The following is a 16,223-nucleotide window of genomic DNA, read 5'->3' on the forward strand; positions in this document are numbered from 1 at the left end:
GGCGCACCCCGCACAGCGCGCCGCAGCGCTAAAGCAACGACCTGAGCCGCGACGCCAGCAAGTCCCAGCGCCACCTCTCCTCCACCCACTCCCGCCCCCGCTCCCCCATCCGCCGCCTCAGCTCCGCGTCCCGCAGCAGCGCCACCACCCGCTCCGCCGTCTCCGCCGACGCCACCTCCCGCGGCCCCCCGCGCACCACCCAGCCCGTCTCCCCCTCCAGCACCGCGTCCGGCGCCCCGCCCGAGTCGCCCGCGATCACCGGAAGCCCCGTCGCCGACGCCTCCAGATAGACGATGCCCAGGCCCTCGACGTCGAGCCCGCCGCGCCGGGTGCGGCACGGCATCGCGAAGACGTCGCCGGCGCCGAAGTGGGCGGGCAGTTCCGACCAGGGGACGGCGCCGGTGAAACGTACCGAGCCGGCCACCCCCGTGTCGGCCGCCAGCTTCCGCAGCGCACCCTCGTACGGCCCGCCGCCCACGATCAGCAGCACGGTGTCAGGCACCCGCTCCAGGATCGCGGGCAGCGCGAGGATCAGCGTGTCCTGGCCCTTGCGCGGGACCAGCCGGGAGACGCAGACCACGACGGGCCGGTCCGCGAGGCCGAGCCGTTCGCGGACGGCCTGGCCGCCCGAGCCCGGGTGAAAGGTCTTCTCGTCGACGCCGGGCGGCAGTTGCACCATGCGCGCGGCGGCCTCAGGGGTGAGCGCGGCGGCGATGCGCGAGCGCGTGTACTCACCGAGATAGGTGATCGTGTCCGTGCCCTCGCCGATGCGCCGCAGCAGCTGCCGGGAGGCGGGCAGCTGGGCCCAGCCGGCCTCGTGGCCGTGCGTGGTGGCGACCAGGCGCCGGGCGCCGGCGGCGCGCAGGGCGGGGGCCATCAGACCGAGCGGGGCCGCGGCGCCGAACCAGACCGACTCGCAGCCGTGCTCGCGCAGCAGCCGGGTGGCTCTGCGGGTGACGCGCGGGGTCGGCAGCAGCATCGTCGTACGGTCGCGTACGACGGTGAACGGCTGCTCCGCGTCGAACGCGGCGGTCGCCTCCGCGCCCTCGCGCCCGCGCTTCCAGGTGGAGGCGTAGACGACGAGCCGCTCGGGGTCCAGACGGAGCGCCATGTTGTGCAGGAACGCCTGGATGCCGCCCGGCCTGGGCGGAAAGTCATTGGTCACGATCAATGTCTTGTGCATCGCCGCAGACAGTACCCAACGCACCGGCGGCCCTGCCTCGTGGCTCCCGCACAGCACCGCCCGGCATCATGACTCCCGCGAGCACGTACGAGTCGGACGAGGATGAGGCGGTCATGGCGGGCGCGCACGGCACACGGTTCCCGGTCGCGGTGTGGGCCCTCACCAGGGCGGCGCTGCTGCTCTGCGTCTTCAAGGTCGTCACGCTGCCGGGGCCCGACGTCACCGGCGATGTCTCGGTGATCTACCAGGGCTGGTACGAGGTGCTGAAGACCGGCACGTATCCGCTGGACGATGTGACCTGGCAGTATCCGCCGGCCGCCGTGCTGGCGATCATCTCGCCCGCGGTGCTGCCGTTCCTCGGCTACGCCTCCGCGTTCTTCGTGCTGGCGCTGCTCTGTGACGCGGTGGCCTTCGGTCTTCTGCTGTACGCGGGCCGGCGGACCGGCCGGTCCCCGGGAGGCGCGTGGGTGTGGGTGGCGGGGGTGCCGCTGCTGGGTCCGACGGCGTACGCGCGCTACGACCTGATGGTGACGGCGGTGGCGGTCGCGGCCCTGCTCGCCGGGGTGCGCAGGCCGCGGCTGCTGGGGGCGCTCGCCGGGTTCGGCGCGCTGCTGAAGGTGTGGCCGGTCCTGCTGCTGGTGGGCACCCCTCGCGGCCGGGCCACCCGGCGCTCGTGGGCGACGGCCGCGGTGGTGGCGGCCCTGCTGGTCGTGGTCTGTTCCGCCGCGATGCCCGGGGCGCTGGCGTTCCTCACCTTCCAGCGCGACCGGGGCACCGAGATCGAGTCGCTGGGCGCGATGGTCTTCCAGGTGGCGAGGCATTACGGCTGGAACGGGAGCGTGCTGCTCAACTACGGATCCGTGGAGTTCGTCGGACCGTATGTCCCGCTGGTCAGCAACGCCGCGCTGGCGCTGACCGTAGTGGCCTTCGGCTGGCTGCTGGTGTGGCGGCTGAGGGCGCGCGCGTTCACCTCGGGCACGCCGTACGACGCGGCCCTCGCCGCCGTGCTGCTGTTCACCACCACGAGCCGGGTGATCAGCCCGCAGTACATGCTCTGGCTGGTCGGTCTGGCGGCCGTCTGTCTGACGCTGCGGGCGAGCCGGATGACCCTCCCCGCGTGGCTGGTGGTGGCCGCGACCGCGGTGACGCTGCTCGAATTCCCGCTGCTGTTCTCGCATGTGGTGGCCGGCGACCCGATGGGCGTCCTGCTGCTGGCCGTACGGAACGGGCTGCTGGTCGCGGCGACCTTGATCGCCTGTGCGCGCCTGTGGCGGGACACGGTCTCCGGGCCCCGGCGGCGCGACGGGGACGCGCTCGCGGTCAGGCCAGACGCTGACGCGCGAAGTCGCGCCAACGTGCGGTGAGGTCGTCGGGCGTGGTGGAGAGCACGTCGTGCGCCGCCTTCTCCACCGCTCCTTCGCGCCCCGGGTGCGCCCCGACCGCGCGGTAGAAGTCGGTCAGCCGCCGCTCGCCCCAGTCCCGGGCGATCAGTTCGCAGGCCAGCCAGCCGCCCTCGTAGGAACGGGCCAGCCGGTCGGCGTCGCCGCCGAAGGCGAAGTCCTCGTCGGACGGCAGTTCGGAGGGCGTCTCCCCGCGGCGGACGGCGCGCTGGAGTTCGGGGGCGATCTCGCCCGCCGTCCGGTCACTGCCCCGGTACGCGACCCAGTCGGCGAAGCCCTCCGAGAGCCACGCCGGAGTGGCGGCCGAGGTGGCGGCGCGGGTCGCGACATGGGCGGTCTCGTGGGTGAGGACGATCCGCTGTCCGTAGGTGCTCAGGGCGGCGTACGCCTCGGGGTTCACCACGATCCGGTCGGCGGGCGCCGCGCCCGGGGAGCCGACCTCGCCGGTGGTGACCGCCGCGATGCCGCGGTATCCGGCCGCGGGCGCCCCCAGCAGCCCGGCCATGGATTCCAGGGAGTCCGGCACGAGCAGCACCACCCGGCGCGCCCACGTGCCCGGCCAGGCGTCGTCCACGGCGGGTACGGCCCGGTCGGCGGCGGTCGCGATGCCGCGCAGCCGCGCTTCGGCGGTCTCGCCCGCTCCGACGCCGAGGACGAGGCTGTGCGTGCCGCGTACGGCCCGTACCTCGCCCTGCTGCCAGAGCTGTGGGGCGCCGCCCGCGCCGGGCCGGTCCCCGGTCACGTACCAGCTCCCCCCGCTCTCCTCCAGCGCCAGCGTCCGGGGCGTGGAGACCGGCGCGGTGTCGTAGCCGGCGATCCGGTAGCGCAGTTCGGCCTGGACGGTGGCCCGGTCACCGGCGCGTTCGATGTCGGTGAGGTGGTACGTCCAGGAGCCGAGCGGCACGTCCGCGAGGTTCTCGAACTCCTCGCGCGCGGTGGCGCGCAGGGTCCGCGCGGAGGGGGCGAGGACGGCGAGATACGCGTCCTCGTCCCGGTCCATCACGGCGGCGGCCCGCCGTTCCAAGGTCCGCCCGATCGCGTCGGTGGCGGTGTCGGGGGCCTTCTCGGGGGCCGTACAGCCCGCCGCCAGCAGCAGCGCGACGAGCCACGGCACGGCCGTACGTCCCCACGCGCCGTGCCGTCCTGCCGCCGTACGCGCCCGACCTGCCACGCCGCCGATCGTACGGGGTGGCCGGCGGACCGGTACCGATCAGACGCGCGTGACCGACGAGACCGGCATCATGCCGACCGGGTCGTAGCGCACCGAGGCTCCGGGGTACGGGGCGTGGATCACCTGGCCGTTGCCCGCGTACATGCCGATGTGACTGGCGTCGTCGCGGTACGCCACGAGGTCACCGGGGCGCGCGGCGGAGAGCGGGACCTGCCGGCCCGCGTACCGCTGCGCCTGGGAGGTGCGCGGCAGTCCGACGCCCGCCTGCGCGTACGACCACTGGGTGAGCCCGGAACAGTCGAAGCCGGCGGGCCCGTTGGCGCCCCAGACGTAGGGCCTGCCCACCGCGTTCTGGGCGGCGCGTACCGCCGCCGCGGCGCGCCCCGAGGCCGGTACGCCGCCCATGAGCGCGGATCCCTCGCCCCGGTCGGAGCGTGAGGCCCGGTCGTAGGAGTCGCGGTCGGCGCTCGGCAGCGAGTCGAGCAGCCGGCGCGCCTCGGCGAGTTTGCGTTCGACGGTGCGCTTGTGCCGGGATACGGCGGCCCTGCTGCGCTCCAGCTCGGTGAGGTCGTGGGCGGCTTCCATACGCACCTGTCCCAGCCTCCGCTGGGCCTGCTGGAGTTCCCTCAGGGTGCCGGACTGGCGGGCGCCGACCCGGTCCAGGACGGAGGCCTTGTCGAGATAGCTGTCGGGGTCGGAGGAGAGCAGCAGGGCGAGGGCCGGATCGATGCCGCCCGAGCGGTACTGGGCGCCGGCGAGTGACCCGAGCGCTCCGCGCATCTTGTTGACGCGCTCCTGGCCACGGGCGGCGCTGTCCTGCGCCTGGTCGACCAAGACGCGCAGCCGTCCCGCCTGTTCGCTCGCCTTGTTGTACAACTCGGTGGCCCTCTCGGCCTGTTCGTAGAGCCGGTCGACCTGGGCGCGGGTGGCCTCCGGCGTCTGCTGCGGGTCGGCGCCCGCGGGGGCGGCTCCGAGCGCCGCCGCGGCCGTGGCCGCCGCGGCGGACACTGCGATCGCGCTGTTACGGGCGCCGAGGCCCAGACCGGGCTGTGAGGGGCGGCGATGGGACACCACAGGAAGCCGCACTTCCTTCCGCTGTACGCACTGACGCAGCCCCTGCCGCCCGACGGGCGGACCGCTGGCCGGAGCTGCGCGCAGCAGACAGTAGCCGTGCGACCACGGAGCGACCAACGACCGCCCCGCGCACACAAAACGGCGCCCCACCGGAGACCACAAGGTCATCGGCGGGGCGCGGCGTCAGCGTGCGTAGCGGGAATTCGCCCGAATGGGCGGGTGTCAGCGGCCGTCAGACGATCCGGACACCGAACTGGAACGGCATGTTGTTGATGGACTCGTAGCGCACGTTGGCACCGGGCTTGGGGGCGTGCAGCACCTGGCCGTTGCCCGCGTAGAAGCCGACGTGGTGCAGGTCGCCGTAGAAGATGACCAGGTCGCCCTGCTTGAGCTGGCTCATCCCGAGGCGCGTACCGGCGTTGGCCTGGGCCTGGGAGGTACGGGGTATGGTCGCGCCGGCCTGCGCGAACGCCCAGGAGGTCAGCCCGGAGCAGTCGAACGAGCCGGGGCCGCTGGCGCCGTAGACGTACGGGGTGCCGATCTTGCTCTGGGCGGCGGCGAACGCGGCGGCGGCGAGCTGCGAGGAGGACCCGACGTTGCCGAGGTCGGCGCGCGAGGAGGTACCGCCGTCGCGGCTGGCGCGGGACTCCTCCTCCTGGGCGAGTGCCTGGCGCTCCTGCGCGGTCAGTGTGTTGAGCAGCTTCTGCGCCTCGGCGAGCTTGGCCCGGACCTCGTCCTTCTTCTCGCCGAGCTGCTTGCGGGTCTCCGCGAGGTCCGTGACCTTGCTCTGGGCCTCCTGGCGCTGCTGCGCGAGGGTCCGCTGCTTGGACTGGATCTGCTGGAGCGTGTCGGCCTGCTTGGCGCTGACCTGGTCGAGCGTGGACGCCTTCTCCAGGTAGCTGTCCGGGTCCGAGGAGAGGAACAGCTGCACGGCCGGGTCGATGCCACCGGTGCGGTACTGGGCGCTGGCCATCGAACCGAGGCCGTCGCGCAGGTCGTTGAGCTCGTCCTGGCCGCGGGCGACCTTGTCCTGGAGGGCGTCGACCTGCTTTTCGAGCTTGCCCTGCGCCTCCTTGGCCCCGTTGAACTTCTCGGTGGCCTTCTCCGCGTCCTCGTAGAGCTTGTCGACCTTTTCCTTGACGTCTTCCTTGCTCGGCTTCGGGTCGGCGTGTGCGGCCTGGGAGCTGAGAGCAACGGCAGCGGCGGCGGTAGCGGTGAGCACGGTCACACGGGCGCGGCTCGGCTGCTTGGGTCGACGGTGGGACGCCACGGAGGCGAGCTCCTTCTTCCTCAGCCGCCTACCGGGCAGTGGGGGACGCGAAGTCCCGGCTTCCTGCGTCCACCCCTCCAGCGAACTGAACTGGACTCAACCGGGCCGAACTGCACGAAATCGGCGGTTCCTTCGCTGTCACCCCGGATGGATGATCAACCGCGCGAAGGTTCGAGGCCTGACCCTAGTGACCTTCTTGTGATCACTTCAAATCCTTCCAGGGAAAAACTCGGTGGGGACGCACATAATTTACAGACACCACACAGGCAGTCATGGACATTTGACGCTGCGCTGCGGAGATGGGCGCTCAATTCGGTCATTGTTCGCATGAGTTGACCAGTGCCACGATCAGGGTGTGATCGGCATCAGACGCGCGAAAGCCGCTTCAGTAGCAAGGCGGACGCGACCGGCCTGGCGCCGGCCCTGGCGACCCCGTCCGCGACCTCCCGGTCGGTGGAGACGACCACCACGGGCCGGCCCGGCGGCTCCGCCCTGACGAGCTGGCGGATCAACTCGTCCGCCGTCACGCCCGGTTTGGAGAACAGCACCCGCACCCCGCGCGGCGGGGCGAGCAGCACCGGCGCCGCCAGCTCGGCGCCGTCGAAGACACAGGTCATCTCGGCGCCCGTCTGCGCCGCGAGCATGGCGAGCCCGCCCAGCAGCCGCAGCCGCTGCTTCTCCAGCGGCATCGTCGGATAGCCGGTCTTGGTGACGTTGTAGCCGTCCACGATCAGATGTGCCTGCGGCAGCGCGAGCAACTGGTCGAGCAGCGCGGGATCGGTCTCGGAGAGCGCGCGGGCCGCCACGTCCTTGGGAGACATCCGGCCGGGCTCCACCGCGTCGACGGTGTCCGCGGGGCGGGCGGCGGCGGGCGGCAGCGCCAGCTCGCGCCGCAGCCCCTGCGCCGACTCCAGCACCGTGTCAAGCAGCAGCCGCAGCCGCATGTCCTCCACCGAGCGGCCCTCGCGGGCGGCCCGGCGGCTCGCCTCGACAGCCGCCTCCGCCTCACCGAGACGCGCCCTGATCCGGCGCGTCTCGCTCTCCGCGGCGGAGATCTGCACCGCGGACTCGGCCCGGAACGCCTCGGACTCCGCGTTCGCGCGGCGCAGCGCGGCCTCGCCCCGCTTCACATCGCTCTGGGCGCTGCGCAGCTTGCGATGGAGCGATTCGGACTCCTTGCGGGCCGCCTCCAGCTCCGTACGCAGCCGTTCGGTCTCGCTCTTCGTCAGCGCCCTGGCGGCGGCCAGCTCCTCACGAAGCCGCTCCAGCTCACGCCGGGCCTCCGCACCGGCCCGCTCGGCGTCCGCCCGCTGGGCCTCCTCGCCGGCGGCGGCCGCCAGCTTCACCCACCCCGGCGGTCTGAGGACATACGCGGCGGCGGCGACATCGACGGGATCGGCCGCGGCGGGCGGCGAGCCCGCCTCCAGGGCCGCGGCCAGCTCGGGCTGGGACTGGCTGATCCGCTCCCCGATCCGCTGCCGGAACACCGGATCGCTCTCCAGGGCGGCGGCCATCGCGTTCCCCGCGAACTTCGCCCGCCTGCTCGGGGTGAACCGGGCGTACTGCCGCAATTGCGCGGGAAGTTCGGTGACGGTCAGCCCGCCGAAGGCATCGGAGACCAGCGCGACGACCCGGCGCCGTACCCCGTCCGGGAGCGGGCGGTCGAGCGCCTCCGCGGCGTCACCGCCGGCCGCACCGGCCGGCTCAGCACCGCTCGCGGGCTGCTCCACGATCCGTCACCCCATCTACCCCTTTCGGGCGGCTCCCTCAGGAACCGGCCCCTGGCCTGTCCACCAGCTCGATCTGGTCCACGGCGTTGCACCAACGGCACCGCACCGACTCGATGGTCTCACTGACCACCTCGCGCTCCTCGACCTTCGGCTCCCCGGCCAGGTCCAGATGGACGTACTCGACGGTCTTCGCGGAGCGGGTCACATCGAAGCGCGTGAGATTGCCGCACAGCGTGCAGCGCCACCGGGTAGCGGCCGTCGGCTGGGGAACCGTCGTCATCGTCGCCGTCCTCTTTTCGTCGTCCCTCGTGCGGTGTCCCGCGGTGCGCCCTCGAAACGCGCCGGACGCCGGGGACACGCGTGTGATGCCAGCAACCCTACGGCCTGGCGGCCACTCCAGGGGGCGGCGAGGCACTCTGTACCAGTCGGTCCAGGTACGCAATGCTCTGTCCATGATCAAGTGGCGGACGGCGGCCGACGGCCCAGTGGTGACCTACGGACTGATCGGCCTCTGCTGTCTGGTCTTCCTGGTCAGCCCGCTGTCGGGGTTCAATCCGGGGTACGGGAAGGGGGACACGCTCCTCGCGACCCAGAGCGCGTATTTCGAACGGTGGGGCGTCATCCCGGTCAATCTGCTGCGCGGCACCCCGCACGCCCTGCTCACCCCGCTGACCGCGCTCTTCGTCCACGGCAGCTGGCTGCATCTGCTGGGCAACATGCTCTTTCTGTATGTCTTCGGGGCGATGGCCGAGGAGCGGATGGGCCGGGCGCGGTTCGCGCTCTTCTATCTCAGCGTCGGCTACTTCGCGCTGTTCGTGTACGCGGCGGCCAACGCCGACTCGGACCAGACGCTGGTGGGAGCCTCCGGCGCGATCTCGGGGGTGCTCGGTGCCTTTCTCTATCTCTTCCCCAGGGCCCGGGTCACCAGCCTCTTCCCGTTTCTGCTCTTCCTGCCGCTCCGCTTCCCCGCCTGGATCGTGCTGATCTTCTGGTTCGTGCTCCAGTGGATGGCGGCGCGGGGCGCGGAGGCCGGCCCCGGGGTCGCCTATCTCGCGCATGTGGTGGGGTTCGGCACGGGCTTCCTCTTCGCCTGGGTGCGTTACTGGCGTACCGATAGAGTGAAAGACCCAGCCGCGGCCACCGAGGGAGAACGCCAACCGTGATCACCGCGATCGTGCTCATCAAGACCAGCGTCGACCGGATCCCCGAGATCGCGGAGTCGATCGCGGCCCTCGACAGCGTCAGCGAGGTCTTCTCGGTCACCGGTACGTACGACCTGATCGCCATGGTCCGGGTCCCCAGGCACGACGATCTGGCGGAGGTGATCCCCGGCCGGATCAGCAAGATCGAGGGCGTCGAGGCCACGGACACGCATGTGGCGTTCCGTACGTACTCCCAGCACGACCTGGAAGCCGCCTTCGCCATCGGACTCGACGCTTAGGTCCCCTCGGCGTCGGTGCCCGGCGTCGACGGCGGTCGCGGCGGCGGATGAAGAAATCCTCATCCGGCGCTCATCCCCGCCTCTCCCGCGCCCGGCACCATGACGGACATGGCTTTCTCTCCTCGTCTGGCGGCCCTGGCGGCGGTCGTCGCCATCCCGCTCGGTATCGCCGCGACCAGCTACGCGATGACGGACAGTCCCGACGCGCCCAAGGTGCCGCCCAAGGTGGAGCTGGGCACCACACCGTCCGGCACGCCCGGCGTGCTGCCGGACACCACTCCGGGCCCCTCGAAGAGCGCCGGCCCCGGCGCCACCCCGAGCGACGCCGTCGTACCCGGGCCCTCGGCCACCGACGGTGACGACGATGACGACCGCGGTGACGACACCGGTGAAGACGGCTGACTCGCGCCGTATCTCCGCCCGGGTACGGATCCTCCTGTGGCTGCTGGTGGTGATGGCGATCGCGCTGGCCGCCGTGGCCACCACCACCCGCTCGATCCTGTTGCGGGACGTCGACCAGCGGATCAGCCAGCTGCTCACCCAGGAGACCGGCGAGTTCGCGAACTTCGTCAGCCAGGGCGTCGACCCGGAGACCGGCGAGCGGTTCACCGACCCGCGCCGACTGCTCCGGGTGTTCCTGCAACGCCAGTACTCCGACGCGGACGAGGAACTGCTCGGCCTGATCCGGGCCGCCGAACCCAAGCCGCATGTGATCCGGCAGCGCCGCGACCTCCCGGACAAGACCGCCCTGTGGCGGGACGACGACGCGCTGACCCGGATCTTCGCCTCCGAGGCGGCCTCCGGCACCCTGCACCGCTCGCGGGGCGAGCTGCGCTGGGCGAAGGTCGCCATAGACCCGGCGGGCGACGCGGCGCCCGGCGCGTTCGTCGTCGCCTTCCACGCGGACCGGGAACGGGCCGTCGCCAACGAGACGTTCCGTACGCTGCTGGTCATCTCGGGGGTGGCGCTGCTGATGACGACCGGCATCGGCTGGGCGGTCGCGGGCCGCATACTCGCGCCGGTACGGGTCGTACGGATCACCGCGGCGCAACTCACCGAGCAGGACCTCACCCGTCGTATCCCCGTCAAGGGCCGGGACGACATCGCGGCCCTCGCCGAGACCTTCAACGGGATGCTCGACCGGCTGGAGCGGGCGTTCGCCGCGCAGCGGGAGTTCGTCGACGACGCCGGGCACGAGCTGCGTACGCCCATCACCATCGTGCGCGGCCATCTGGAGGTGATGGGCGACGACCCGGCCGACCGGGAGGAGACCGTGCGTCTGGTCACCGACGAGCTGGACCGGATGAGCCGCATCGTCGAGGATCTGCTGCTGCTCGCCAAGGCCGAACGGCCCGACTTCATCAGTCCTGAGCCGGTCCAGCTCGCCGAGCTGACCGCCGATGTCTTCGTAAAGGCGCGGACCCTGGGCGACCGGGACTGGCTGCTTGACGGGGTCGCGGACCGCGAGGCGCGGCTCGATCCGCAGCGCATCACCCAGGCGATGGTGCAGCTCGCGCAGAACGCCGTGCAGCACACCGTGCCGGGGCAGCGCATACGGATCGGCTCGCGGGCGCACGGCGACCGGATCGAGCTCCATGTCACCGACAACGGCCCCGGCGTACAGCCGCAGGACGCGGAGGTGATCTTCGAACGGTTCCGCCGCGGTACGGCCCGCCGCGGCGCCCGCACCAGCGGCGCCGGGCTCGGCCTGGCGATCGTCAGGGCGATCGCCGAAGGCCACCGGGGCCGGGTCGAGCTGCGCCCCACCGAGGGCGGCGGCGCCACCTTCGTACTCATCCTGGAGACGAGTTCATGAACCGCATACTGATCGCCGAGGACGAGGAACGCATCGCCTCCTTCGTGGAGAAGGGGCTGCGCGCCAACGGCTTCACCACCACCGTGGCCGCCGACGGCGACTCGGCCCTGGAGTACTCCGTCACCGGCGGCTTCGATCTGGTGCTGCTCGACATCGGGCTGCCGGGGCGCGACGGCTTCACCGTGCTGCGGGAGCTGCGCGAGGCGCGGGTGACACTGCCGGTCATCGTGCTGACGGCGCGGGACTCCGTACGGGACACCGTGGCCGGGCTGGAGGGCGGCGCCGACGACTGGATGACGAAGCCGTTCCGCTTCGAGGAACTGCTCGCGCGGATACGGTTGCGGCTGCGCACCGCCGCGCGGGCGCCCGAGGTGACGATGTTGCGCAGTGGCGACCTCAGCCTGGATCTGCGTACCCGCAGGGCGCGTTCGGGCGAGCTGACCGTCGATCTGACGGCCCGTGAGTTCGTACTGCTCGAACTGTTTCTGCGCCATCCGGGCCAGGTGCTCTCTCGTGAGCAGATCCTCTCCCATGTCTGGGGGTACGACTTCGACCCCGGCTCCAACATCGTGGACGTATACGTACGGGCCCTGCGCAAGAAGCTGGGCGCCCAGCGGCTGGAGACCGTACGGGGCATGGGCTACCGGATGCCGTGACGGCCACCGGCCCGCCACATGAACTCCCTTTCACAAAGCGTTCATTCGGGGCTCACCGCACGGACGAAAACTGTTCTTCGTGACCCTCTCGTTCCGGCAGGCCGGCTGGCTCTGTGCCGTACTCAGTATCTGCGCACTGCTCGCCGTGCCCGGTTCGCTCCCGGGCCTGAGCGGTGACGCGCGGCTCACGCTCGGCGTCTTCGCCCTCGCCACCTGCGCCTGGATCGCCACCCCGGTGGACGACACGTATATCGCCCTGGGCGCCGGGCTGGCGCTGACCGCGACGGGGGTGATCAGCAGCGAGACGCTGTTCGCGACGCTCGGCGACGAGACGGTGTGGCTGCTGATCTGCGCGTTCGTCCTGGCGGCCGCGGTCACGGGAACCGGGCTCGCGGGCCGGGCCGCGGCCTTCCTGGTCGGCGGGGCCCGTACCGTACGGCAGTTGACGCATCTGACCACGGCCGCGCTGGTGGTCACCGCCTTCGCCGTACCCGCCACCTCGGGGCGCGCGGCCCTCGCCCTGCCGGTCTTCCTGGCACTCGCCAAGGCGCTCGCCGACCGCAAGCGCCTGGTGGTGATGCTCGCGCTGCTCTTCCCGACCGTCATCCTGCTCTCCGCCGTCGCCACCCTGATCGGCGCGGGCGCGCATCTGATCACCGTCAGCGTGCTGTGGGAGCAGACCGGACAGCGGCTGGGATTTGTCGAGTGGCTGCTGCTCGGGCTGCCGCTCGCCGTCGTCAGCTCCCATCTCGCCGCCGAGGCGGTGCTCCTGACGACCACGACACGCGCCGACCGGCGCGGACCCGTCAGGATCACCGCGGCGGAGATCCAGGAGCACTCGGGCACCCCGGTCGACGGCCCGCTGACCTCGTCGGAGGCGCGGTGCGCGCTGCTGCTCGGGACCGTGGTCGTGCTGTGGTGCAGCGAACCGTTGCACGGCGTGTCACCGGCGGTGGTCGCGCTGATCGGCGCGGTCGTCGCCGCGTCCCCCGCGCTCGGGACCGTCGGGCTCAAGGACGGGCTGCGTACGGTGCCCTGGCCGCTGCTGCTCTTCATGGCGGCGACCATGGCGATGGGTGTCGCCCTCGCCGACTCGGGAGCCGCCGCGTGGCTGGTCAGCTGGGTCCCGGGCGGCTCCGCCATCCCACCGTGGGCGTTCCTCACCGGGGTGGTGGTGATCAGTACGGCCGCCCATCTGGCCCTTCAGTCCCGCTCGGCCCGCTCCTCCGTACTGGTCCCGCTGGTGGTCGTCGCGGCCATCGGCGCCGGCGTCAACCCGATGGCCGCCGCGCTCGCCTCGACCGCCGCGGCCGGGTTCTGCCACACCCTGCCCGCCTCCGCGAAACCCGTCGCGCTCTTCGCCGACCTGCCCGGCACACCCACCTACACCCCGCGTGATCTGCTCCGGCTCTCCGCCGTGCTCGCGCCGCTCACAGCGGCCCTCGTCCTGCTCTTCGCCCTCGCCGTCTGGCCGCTGCTCGGCGTGCCCGTTCGTCTGGAGACCCAGCCATGAGCTACCGCATCGCCATCGCCCCCAGCGGCTTCAAGGAGTCCCTTTCCGCCCGCCAGGTCGCCGAGTCCATCGCCGAGGGCCTGCTCAGGGTGGTCCCCGACGCGGAGGTCGATCTCATCCCGCTGGTGGACGGGGGCGAGGGCACCGCCGAGGCGCTGGCCGCCGCGACCGGCGGCCGGCTGGTCCCGTACACCGCGACCGGCCCGGTCGGAGACCCCGTCAGCAGCCACTTCGCACTCCTCGGGGGCACCGCGCCCGGTACGGCGACCGCCGTCGTCGAGATGGCCGCCGTCGCGGGCCTCTCGCTCGTACCGGCCGGCCGGCGCGACCCGGGCACCACCACGACCCACGGCGTCGGCCAGCTCATCGGCGCCGCACTGGACCTGGGCGTCCGGCGCGTCCTCGTCGGCTGCGGCGACTCCGGCACGTCGGACGGCGGCGCCGGCGCGCTGCGCGCACTCGGCGCCCGGCTCCTGGACCACCGCGGCCGGGAGCTGCCCCCGGGCGGCGCGGCGCTGCGCGGACTCGACCGTATCGATACGAGCGGGCTCGACCCTCGGCTGTCCGGCACCGAACTGCTCGTCGCCTGCAACCCGTTCAACGTCCTGTGCGGCCCGCGCGGGGTGGCCCGGGTGTTCGGCCCGCAGAAGGGCGCCGGCCCGGCCCGGGTGGAGGAACTGTCCATGGCGCTGGAGCACTGGGCGGCCGTCCTCACCCGCGACCTGTCCCCCGGAACCGACCTGCGCACCGCCCCCGGCACGGGCGCCTCCGGCGGTCTGGGAGCCGGTCTGGCCGCCCTCGGCGCGCGCCTGCTGCCCCGCTTCGACGTACTGCTCGACCGCCTCGACCTCGACGCACGGCTGGCCCGCGCCGATCTGGTGATCACCGCCGAGGGCGCGCTCGACCACCAGACCGTACGCGGCAAGATCCCGGCCGAAGTGGCCCGCCGCGCCCACGCGTCCGGAGTGCCGGTCCTCGTACTGGCCGGCACCATCGGGCAGGGCGCGCACGAGGTGCGGGCCGTGGGGGTCGACGCGTACAGCTCGATCCTGCCCGCGCCGGTGGCACTGCCCGAAGCCCTCGACCGCGGCGGTGAGTTCCTCGCCGACGCGGCCGAACGCGCCCTGCGGATGGTCCTGCTGGGCACCCGCCTCGCACCCGTCGCGGCCTGAGGCTCAGCCGCGATCCGGAACGCAGCGCCCGTCCTCCGTACGGTAGTTCCACCGCGCGCCGTCGGTCACCAGCTCCCGCACGGCCCGGACGAACCGGTCGACATGCTCGTCCGGCGTCCCGGCGCCGAAACTGACCCGGATCGCGTTGAGCGACCGCTCACCCGGCTCGGCCTCCGGGGCGCCGCACTCCCCCGGGTCCTGCGGGTCGCTGTCCAGTAGCGTCCGTACCAGCGGGTGGGCGCAGAAGAGCCCGTCCCGTACGCCGATGCCGTACTCCGCGGAGAGCGCGGCCGCGAAGTGCGAGCTGTTCCACCCCTCGACCACGAACGACAGCACGCCGACCCGCGGCGCGTCCTCACCGAACAACGAGAGCACCTTCACCTCGGGCACCCCGGCCAGCCCCTCCCGTACCCGGGCCACGAGCCGCTGCTCACGCGCCACCAGCGTGTCGAACCCGGCGTCGGTGAGCGCCTTGCAGGCCGAGGCGATCGCGTACACCCCGATGACATTGGGCGAACCGGCCTCGTGCCGGGCCGCCGTGGTGTGCCAGTCGACATCCACCCCGCCGTCCGCCCGGCGCGCGACCTTACGGCTGGCGCCGCCCCCGGCGAGATACGGCTCCGCGTCCTGAAGCCAGTCGGCCCGCCCGGCCAGCACCCCGGACCCGAACGGCGCGTACAGCTTGTGCCCGGAGAAGGCCACCCAGTCGACGTCCAACTCCGCGATGTCCACGGGATGGTGCGGCGCGAGCTGAGCGGCGTCCAGCACGATACGAGCGCCCCCCGCGTGCGCGGCGGCGGCCAACTCCCGTACGGGCCACAGCTCACCGGTCACATTGGACGCACCGGTCACACAGACCAGCGCCGGCCCCGCGGACCCCCGCCCGGCGAGCGCCCGCTCCAGCGTGGCGACGGCCTCGCCCGGCGTCCGAGGAGCGTTCAGATAGGTCACCCGCGCGTCCCGCCAGGGCAGCAGGGACGCGTGGTGCTCGGTCTCGAACACGAACACCTCGCACTCCGCGGGGACCACAGCCGCCAGCAGATTGAGCGAGTCGGTGGTCGAGCGAGTGAAGACGACCTCGTCACCGGGGCGGCAGCCAAGGAACTCCGCGACCGTGCGGCGGCTGTTCTCGAACAGATCCGTGGAGAGCTGCGAGAGATAACCGGCGCCCCGGTGGACACTGCCGTAGTACGGGGCGTACGCGGCGACGTCGTCCCACACGCGCTGAAGGGCGGGGGCGCTGGCGGCGTAGTCGAGCGCGGCGTAGGTGACCTCGCCGCCGGTGACGAGCGGGACGGTCACCTCACGCCCGAGCACCGGCAGCGGGGCGGCGCAGGCGGGGTCGTCGGACGGGGTCGTGGTGGCGGCGGCGTTCGGGCGTGCGGACATGGCGATATCTCCCGGCGGGACAAGTCGGAACGGCTTCAAGTCCCCGCGGTGCGCGGCTGCGCCGCGTTGGTGGCGGGGTGTGCCTCGACGCACGGGGTCGCCGTGCGGAGGGTGTTGAAGAGGGGGCGTGATCGCCCTAACGCATTCGCTTGCTCACGAGACTGCTCCCTTGAGGACCAGGACCCCAAAGGTGGCAGGGGTCCGCGCTTGCCGCAGACCTCGCTGCCTACGGCCTGGTCTTCACCCGGGGCACCCCGCCACGGACGGAGGGTTGCCGGACAGCGAGCCGGGGCCTTAATCGCTGTCACTCATGACCTTGCCGGAGAGTATGCCATACGGGGTGCGGGGCGCCTCCGGCGGGGGTGCGCCGTCCGGCGGGGGGTGCGCCGTCCGGCGGGGGGTGCGCCG

The 16,223-nt window shown here is 72.5% G+C and carries 15 protein-coding genes and 1 riboswitch; of the genes, 8 read left to right on the top strand and 7 right to left on the bottom strand.

Features of this window, described 5'->3' with window-relative positions; all coding sequences use genetic code 11:
* Window positions 1-28: 28 nt before the first annotated feature.
* Window positions 29-1,183: a glycosyltransferase family 4 protein gene (locus tag ACFRMN_RS38055; protein WP_383028979.1), complete on the bottom strand. Its 1,155-nt coding sequence runs from the start codon at window positions 1,181-1,183 to the stop codon at window positions 29-31.
* Window positions 1,184-1,296: 113 nt separating this feature from the next.
* Here ACFRMN_RS38055 and ACFRMN_RS38060 point away from each other — a divergent pair, with 113 nt between their 5' ends.
* The gene (locus tag ACFRMN_RS38060) at window positions 1,297-2,547 is read left to right on the top strand and encodes a glycosyltransferase 87 family protein (RefSeq protein WP_383029013.1); all 1,251 of its coding nucleotides are present in this window, start codon (window positions 1,297-1,299) and stop codon (window positions 2,545-2,547) included.
* Here ACFRMN_RS38060 and ACFRMN_RS38065 read toward each other — a convergent pair.
* From ACFRMN_RS38065 to ACFRMN_RS38085, 5 genes are all read right to left on the bottom strand, one after another.
* A complete protein-coding gene (locus tag ACFRMN_RS38065; RefSeq protein WP_383028981.1) occupies window positions 2,504-3,754 on the bottom strand; it encodes a hypothetical protein in 1,251 nt (416 codons plus the stop codon). The genes ACFRMN_RS38060 and ACFRMN_RS38065 overlap by 44 nt on opposite strands.
* 39 nt (window positions 3,755-3,793) lie before the next feature.
* Window positions 3,794-4,828 (bottom strand): NlpC/P60 family protein, encoded by a 1,035-nt coding sequence (locus tag ACFRMN_RS38070; protein WP_383028984.1) that lies wholly within the window; start codon window positions 4,826-4,828, stop codon window positions 3,794-3,796.
* A gap of 232 nt (window positions 4,829-5,060) precedes the next feature.
* A complete protein-coding gene (locus ACFRMN_RS38075) occupies window positions 5,061-6,098 on the bottom strand; it encodes an NlpC/P60 family protein (RefSeq protein WP_383028987.1) in 1,038 nt (345 codons plus the stop codon).
* Between the two features lie 365 nt (window positions 6,099-6,463).
* The gene (locus tag ACFRMN_RS38080) at window positions 6,464-7,828 is read right to left on the bottom strand and encodes an NYN domain-containing protein (RefSeq protein ID WP_383028989.1); all 1,365 of its coding nucleotides are present in this window, start codon (window positions 7,826-7,828) and stop codon (window positions 6,464-6,466) included.
* Between the two features lie 37 nt (window positions 7,829-7,865).
* Entirely contained in the window at window positions 7,866-8,108 is a 243-nt protein-coding gene (locus ACFRMN_RS38085; RefSeq protein ID WP_129769776.1) for a hypothetical protein, read from the bottom strand.
* Between the two features lie 172 nt (window positions 8,109-8,280).
* Here ACFRMN_RS38085 and ACFRMN_RS38090 point away from each other — a divergent pair, with 172 nt between their 5' ends.
* The 7 genes from ACFRMN_RS38090 (at window position 8,281) to ACFRMN_RS38120 (ending at window position 14,426) form a co-directional block, all read left to right on the top strand.
* A complete protein-coding gene (locus ACFRMN_RS38090; protein WP_383028992.1) occupies window positions 8,281-8,991 on the top strand; it encodes a rhomboid family intramembrane serine protease in 711 nt (236 codons plus the stop codon).
* Window positions 8,988-9,269, top strand: a complete 282-nt coding sequence (locus ACFRMN_RS38095; RefSeq protein WP_383028995.1) for an Lrp/AsnC family transcriptional regulator — start codon at window positions 8,988-8,990, stop codon at window positions 9,267-9,269. The genes ACFRMN_RS38090 and ACFRMN_RS38095 overlap by 4 nt, the downstream gene beginning before the upstream one ends.
* A 108-nt stretch (window positions 9,270-9,377) precedes the next feature.
* Window positions 9,378-9,671 carry a small hydrophilic protein gene (locus ACFRMN_RS38100; RefSeq protein ID WP_383028998.1) on the top strand — a complete coding sequence of 98 codons (294 nt, stop codon included), beginning with the start codon at window positions 9,378-9,380 and terminating at the stop codon, window positions 9,669-9,671.
* Window positions 9,634-11,085 (top strand): sensor histidine kinase, encoded by a 1,452-nt coding sequence (locus ACFRMN_RS38105; RefSeq protein WP_383029001.1) that lies wholly within the window; start codon window positions 9,634-9,636, stop codon window positions 11,083-11,085. Before ACFRMN_RS38100 ends, ACFRMN_RS38105 begins: the two co-directional genes overlap by 38 nt.
* Entirely contained in the window at window positions 11,082-11,741 is a 660-nt protein-coding gene (locus ACFRMN_RS38110) for a response regulator transcription factor (protein ID WP_383029003.1), read from the top strand. The genes ACFRMN_RS38105 and ACFRMN_RS38110 overlap by 4 nt, the downstream gene beginning before the upstream one ends.
* A gap of 79 nt (window positions 11,742-11,820) precedes the next feature.
* Window positions 11,821-13,254 (top strand): SLC13 family permease, encoded by a 1,434-nt coding sequence (locus ACFRMN_RS38115; RefSeq protein ID WP_383029005.1) that lies wholly within the window; start codon window positions 11,821-11,823, stop codon window positions 13,252-13,254.
* Window positions 13,251-14,426, top strand: a complete 1,176-nt coding sequence (locus ACFRMN_RS38120; RefSeq protein ID WP_383029008.1) for a glycerate kinase — start codon at window positions 13,251-13,253, stop codon at window positions 14,424-14,426. The genes ACFRMN_RS38115 and ACFRMN_RS38120 overlap by 4 nt, the downstream gene beginning before the upstream one ends.
* 3 nt (window positions 14,427-14,429) lie before the next feature.
* Here ACFRMN_RS38120 and ACFRMN_RS38125 read toward each other — a convergent pair whose 3' ends face one another.
* Window positions 14,430-15,815, bottom strand: a complete 1,386-nt coding sequence (locus ACFRMN_RS38125) for an aminotransferase class V-fold PLP-dependent enzyme (protein WP_383029010.1) — start codon at window positions 15,813-15,815, stop codon at window positions 14,430-14,432.
* Between the two features lie 198 nt (window positions 15,816-16,013).
* Window positions 16,014-16,131, bottom strand: a riboswitch (SAM riboswitch).
* Window positions 16,132-16,223: the final 92 nt, after the last annotated feature.

The organism is Streptomyces sp. NPDC056835 (genome assembly GCF_042789485.1).
GTDB lineage: Bacteria > Actinomycetota > Actinomycetes > Streptomycetales > Streptomycetaceae > Streptomyces.

Excerpts from the sequence above, each read along its gene's own strand:
- ACFRMN_RS38090 (WP_383028992.1), top strand. The coding sequence starts at position 8,281 with ATGATCAAGTGGCGGACGGCGGCCGACGGCCCAGTGGTGACCTACGGA.
- ACFRMN_RS38125 (WP_383029010.1), bottom strand. The coding sequence starts at position 15,815 with ATGTCCGCACGCCCGAACGCCGCCGCCACCACGACCCCGTCCGACGAC.
- ACFRMN_RS38060 (WP_383029013.1), top strand. The coding sequence starts at position 1,297 with ATGGCGGGCGCGCACGGCACACGGTTCCCGGTCGCGGTGTGGGCCCTC.
- ACFRMN_RS38100 (WP_383028998.1), top strand. The coding sequence starts at position 9,378 with ATGGCTTTCTCTCCTCGTCTGGCGGCCCTGGCGGCGGTCGTCGCCATC.
- ACFRMN_RS38055 (WP_383028979.1), bottom strand. The coding sequence starts at position 1,183 with ATGCACAAGACATTGATCGTGACCAATGACTTTCCGCCCAGGCCGGGC.
- ACFRMN_RS38120 (WP_383029008.1), top strand. The coding sequence starts at position 13,251 with ATGAGCTACCGCATCGCCATCGCCCCCAGCGGCTTCAAGGAGTCCCTT.
- ACFRMN_RS38085 (WP_129769776.1), bottom strand. The coding sequence starts at position 8,108 with ATGACGACGGTTCCCCAGCCGACGGCCGCTACCCGGTGGCGCTGCACG.
- ACFRMN_RS38105 (WP_383029001.1), top strand. The coding sequence starts at position 9,634 with ATGACGACCGCGGTGACGACACCGGTGAAGACGGCTGACTCGCGCCGT.
- ACFRMN_RS38110 (WP_383029003.1), top strand. The coding sequence starts at position 11,082 with ATGAACCGCATACTGATCGCCGAGGACGAGGAACGCATCGCCTCCTTC.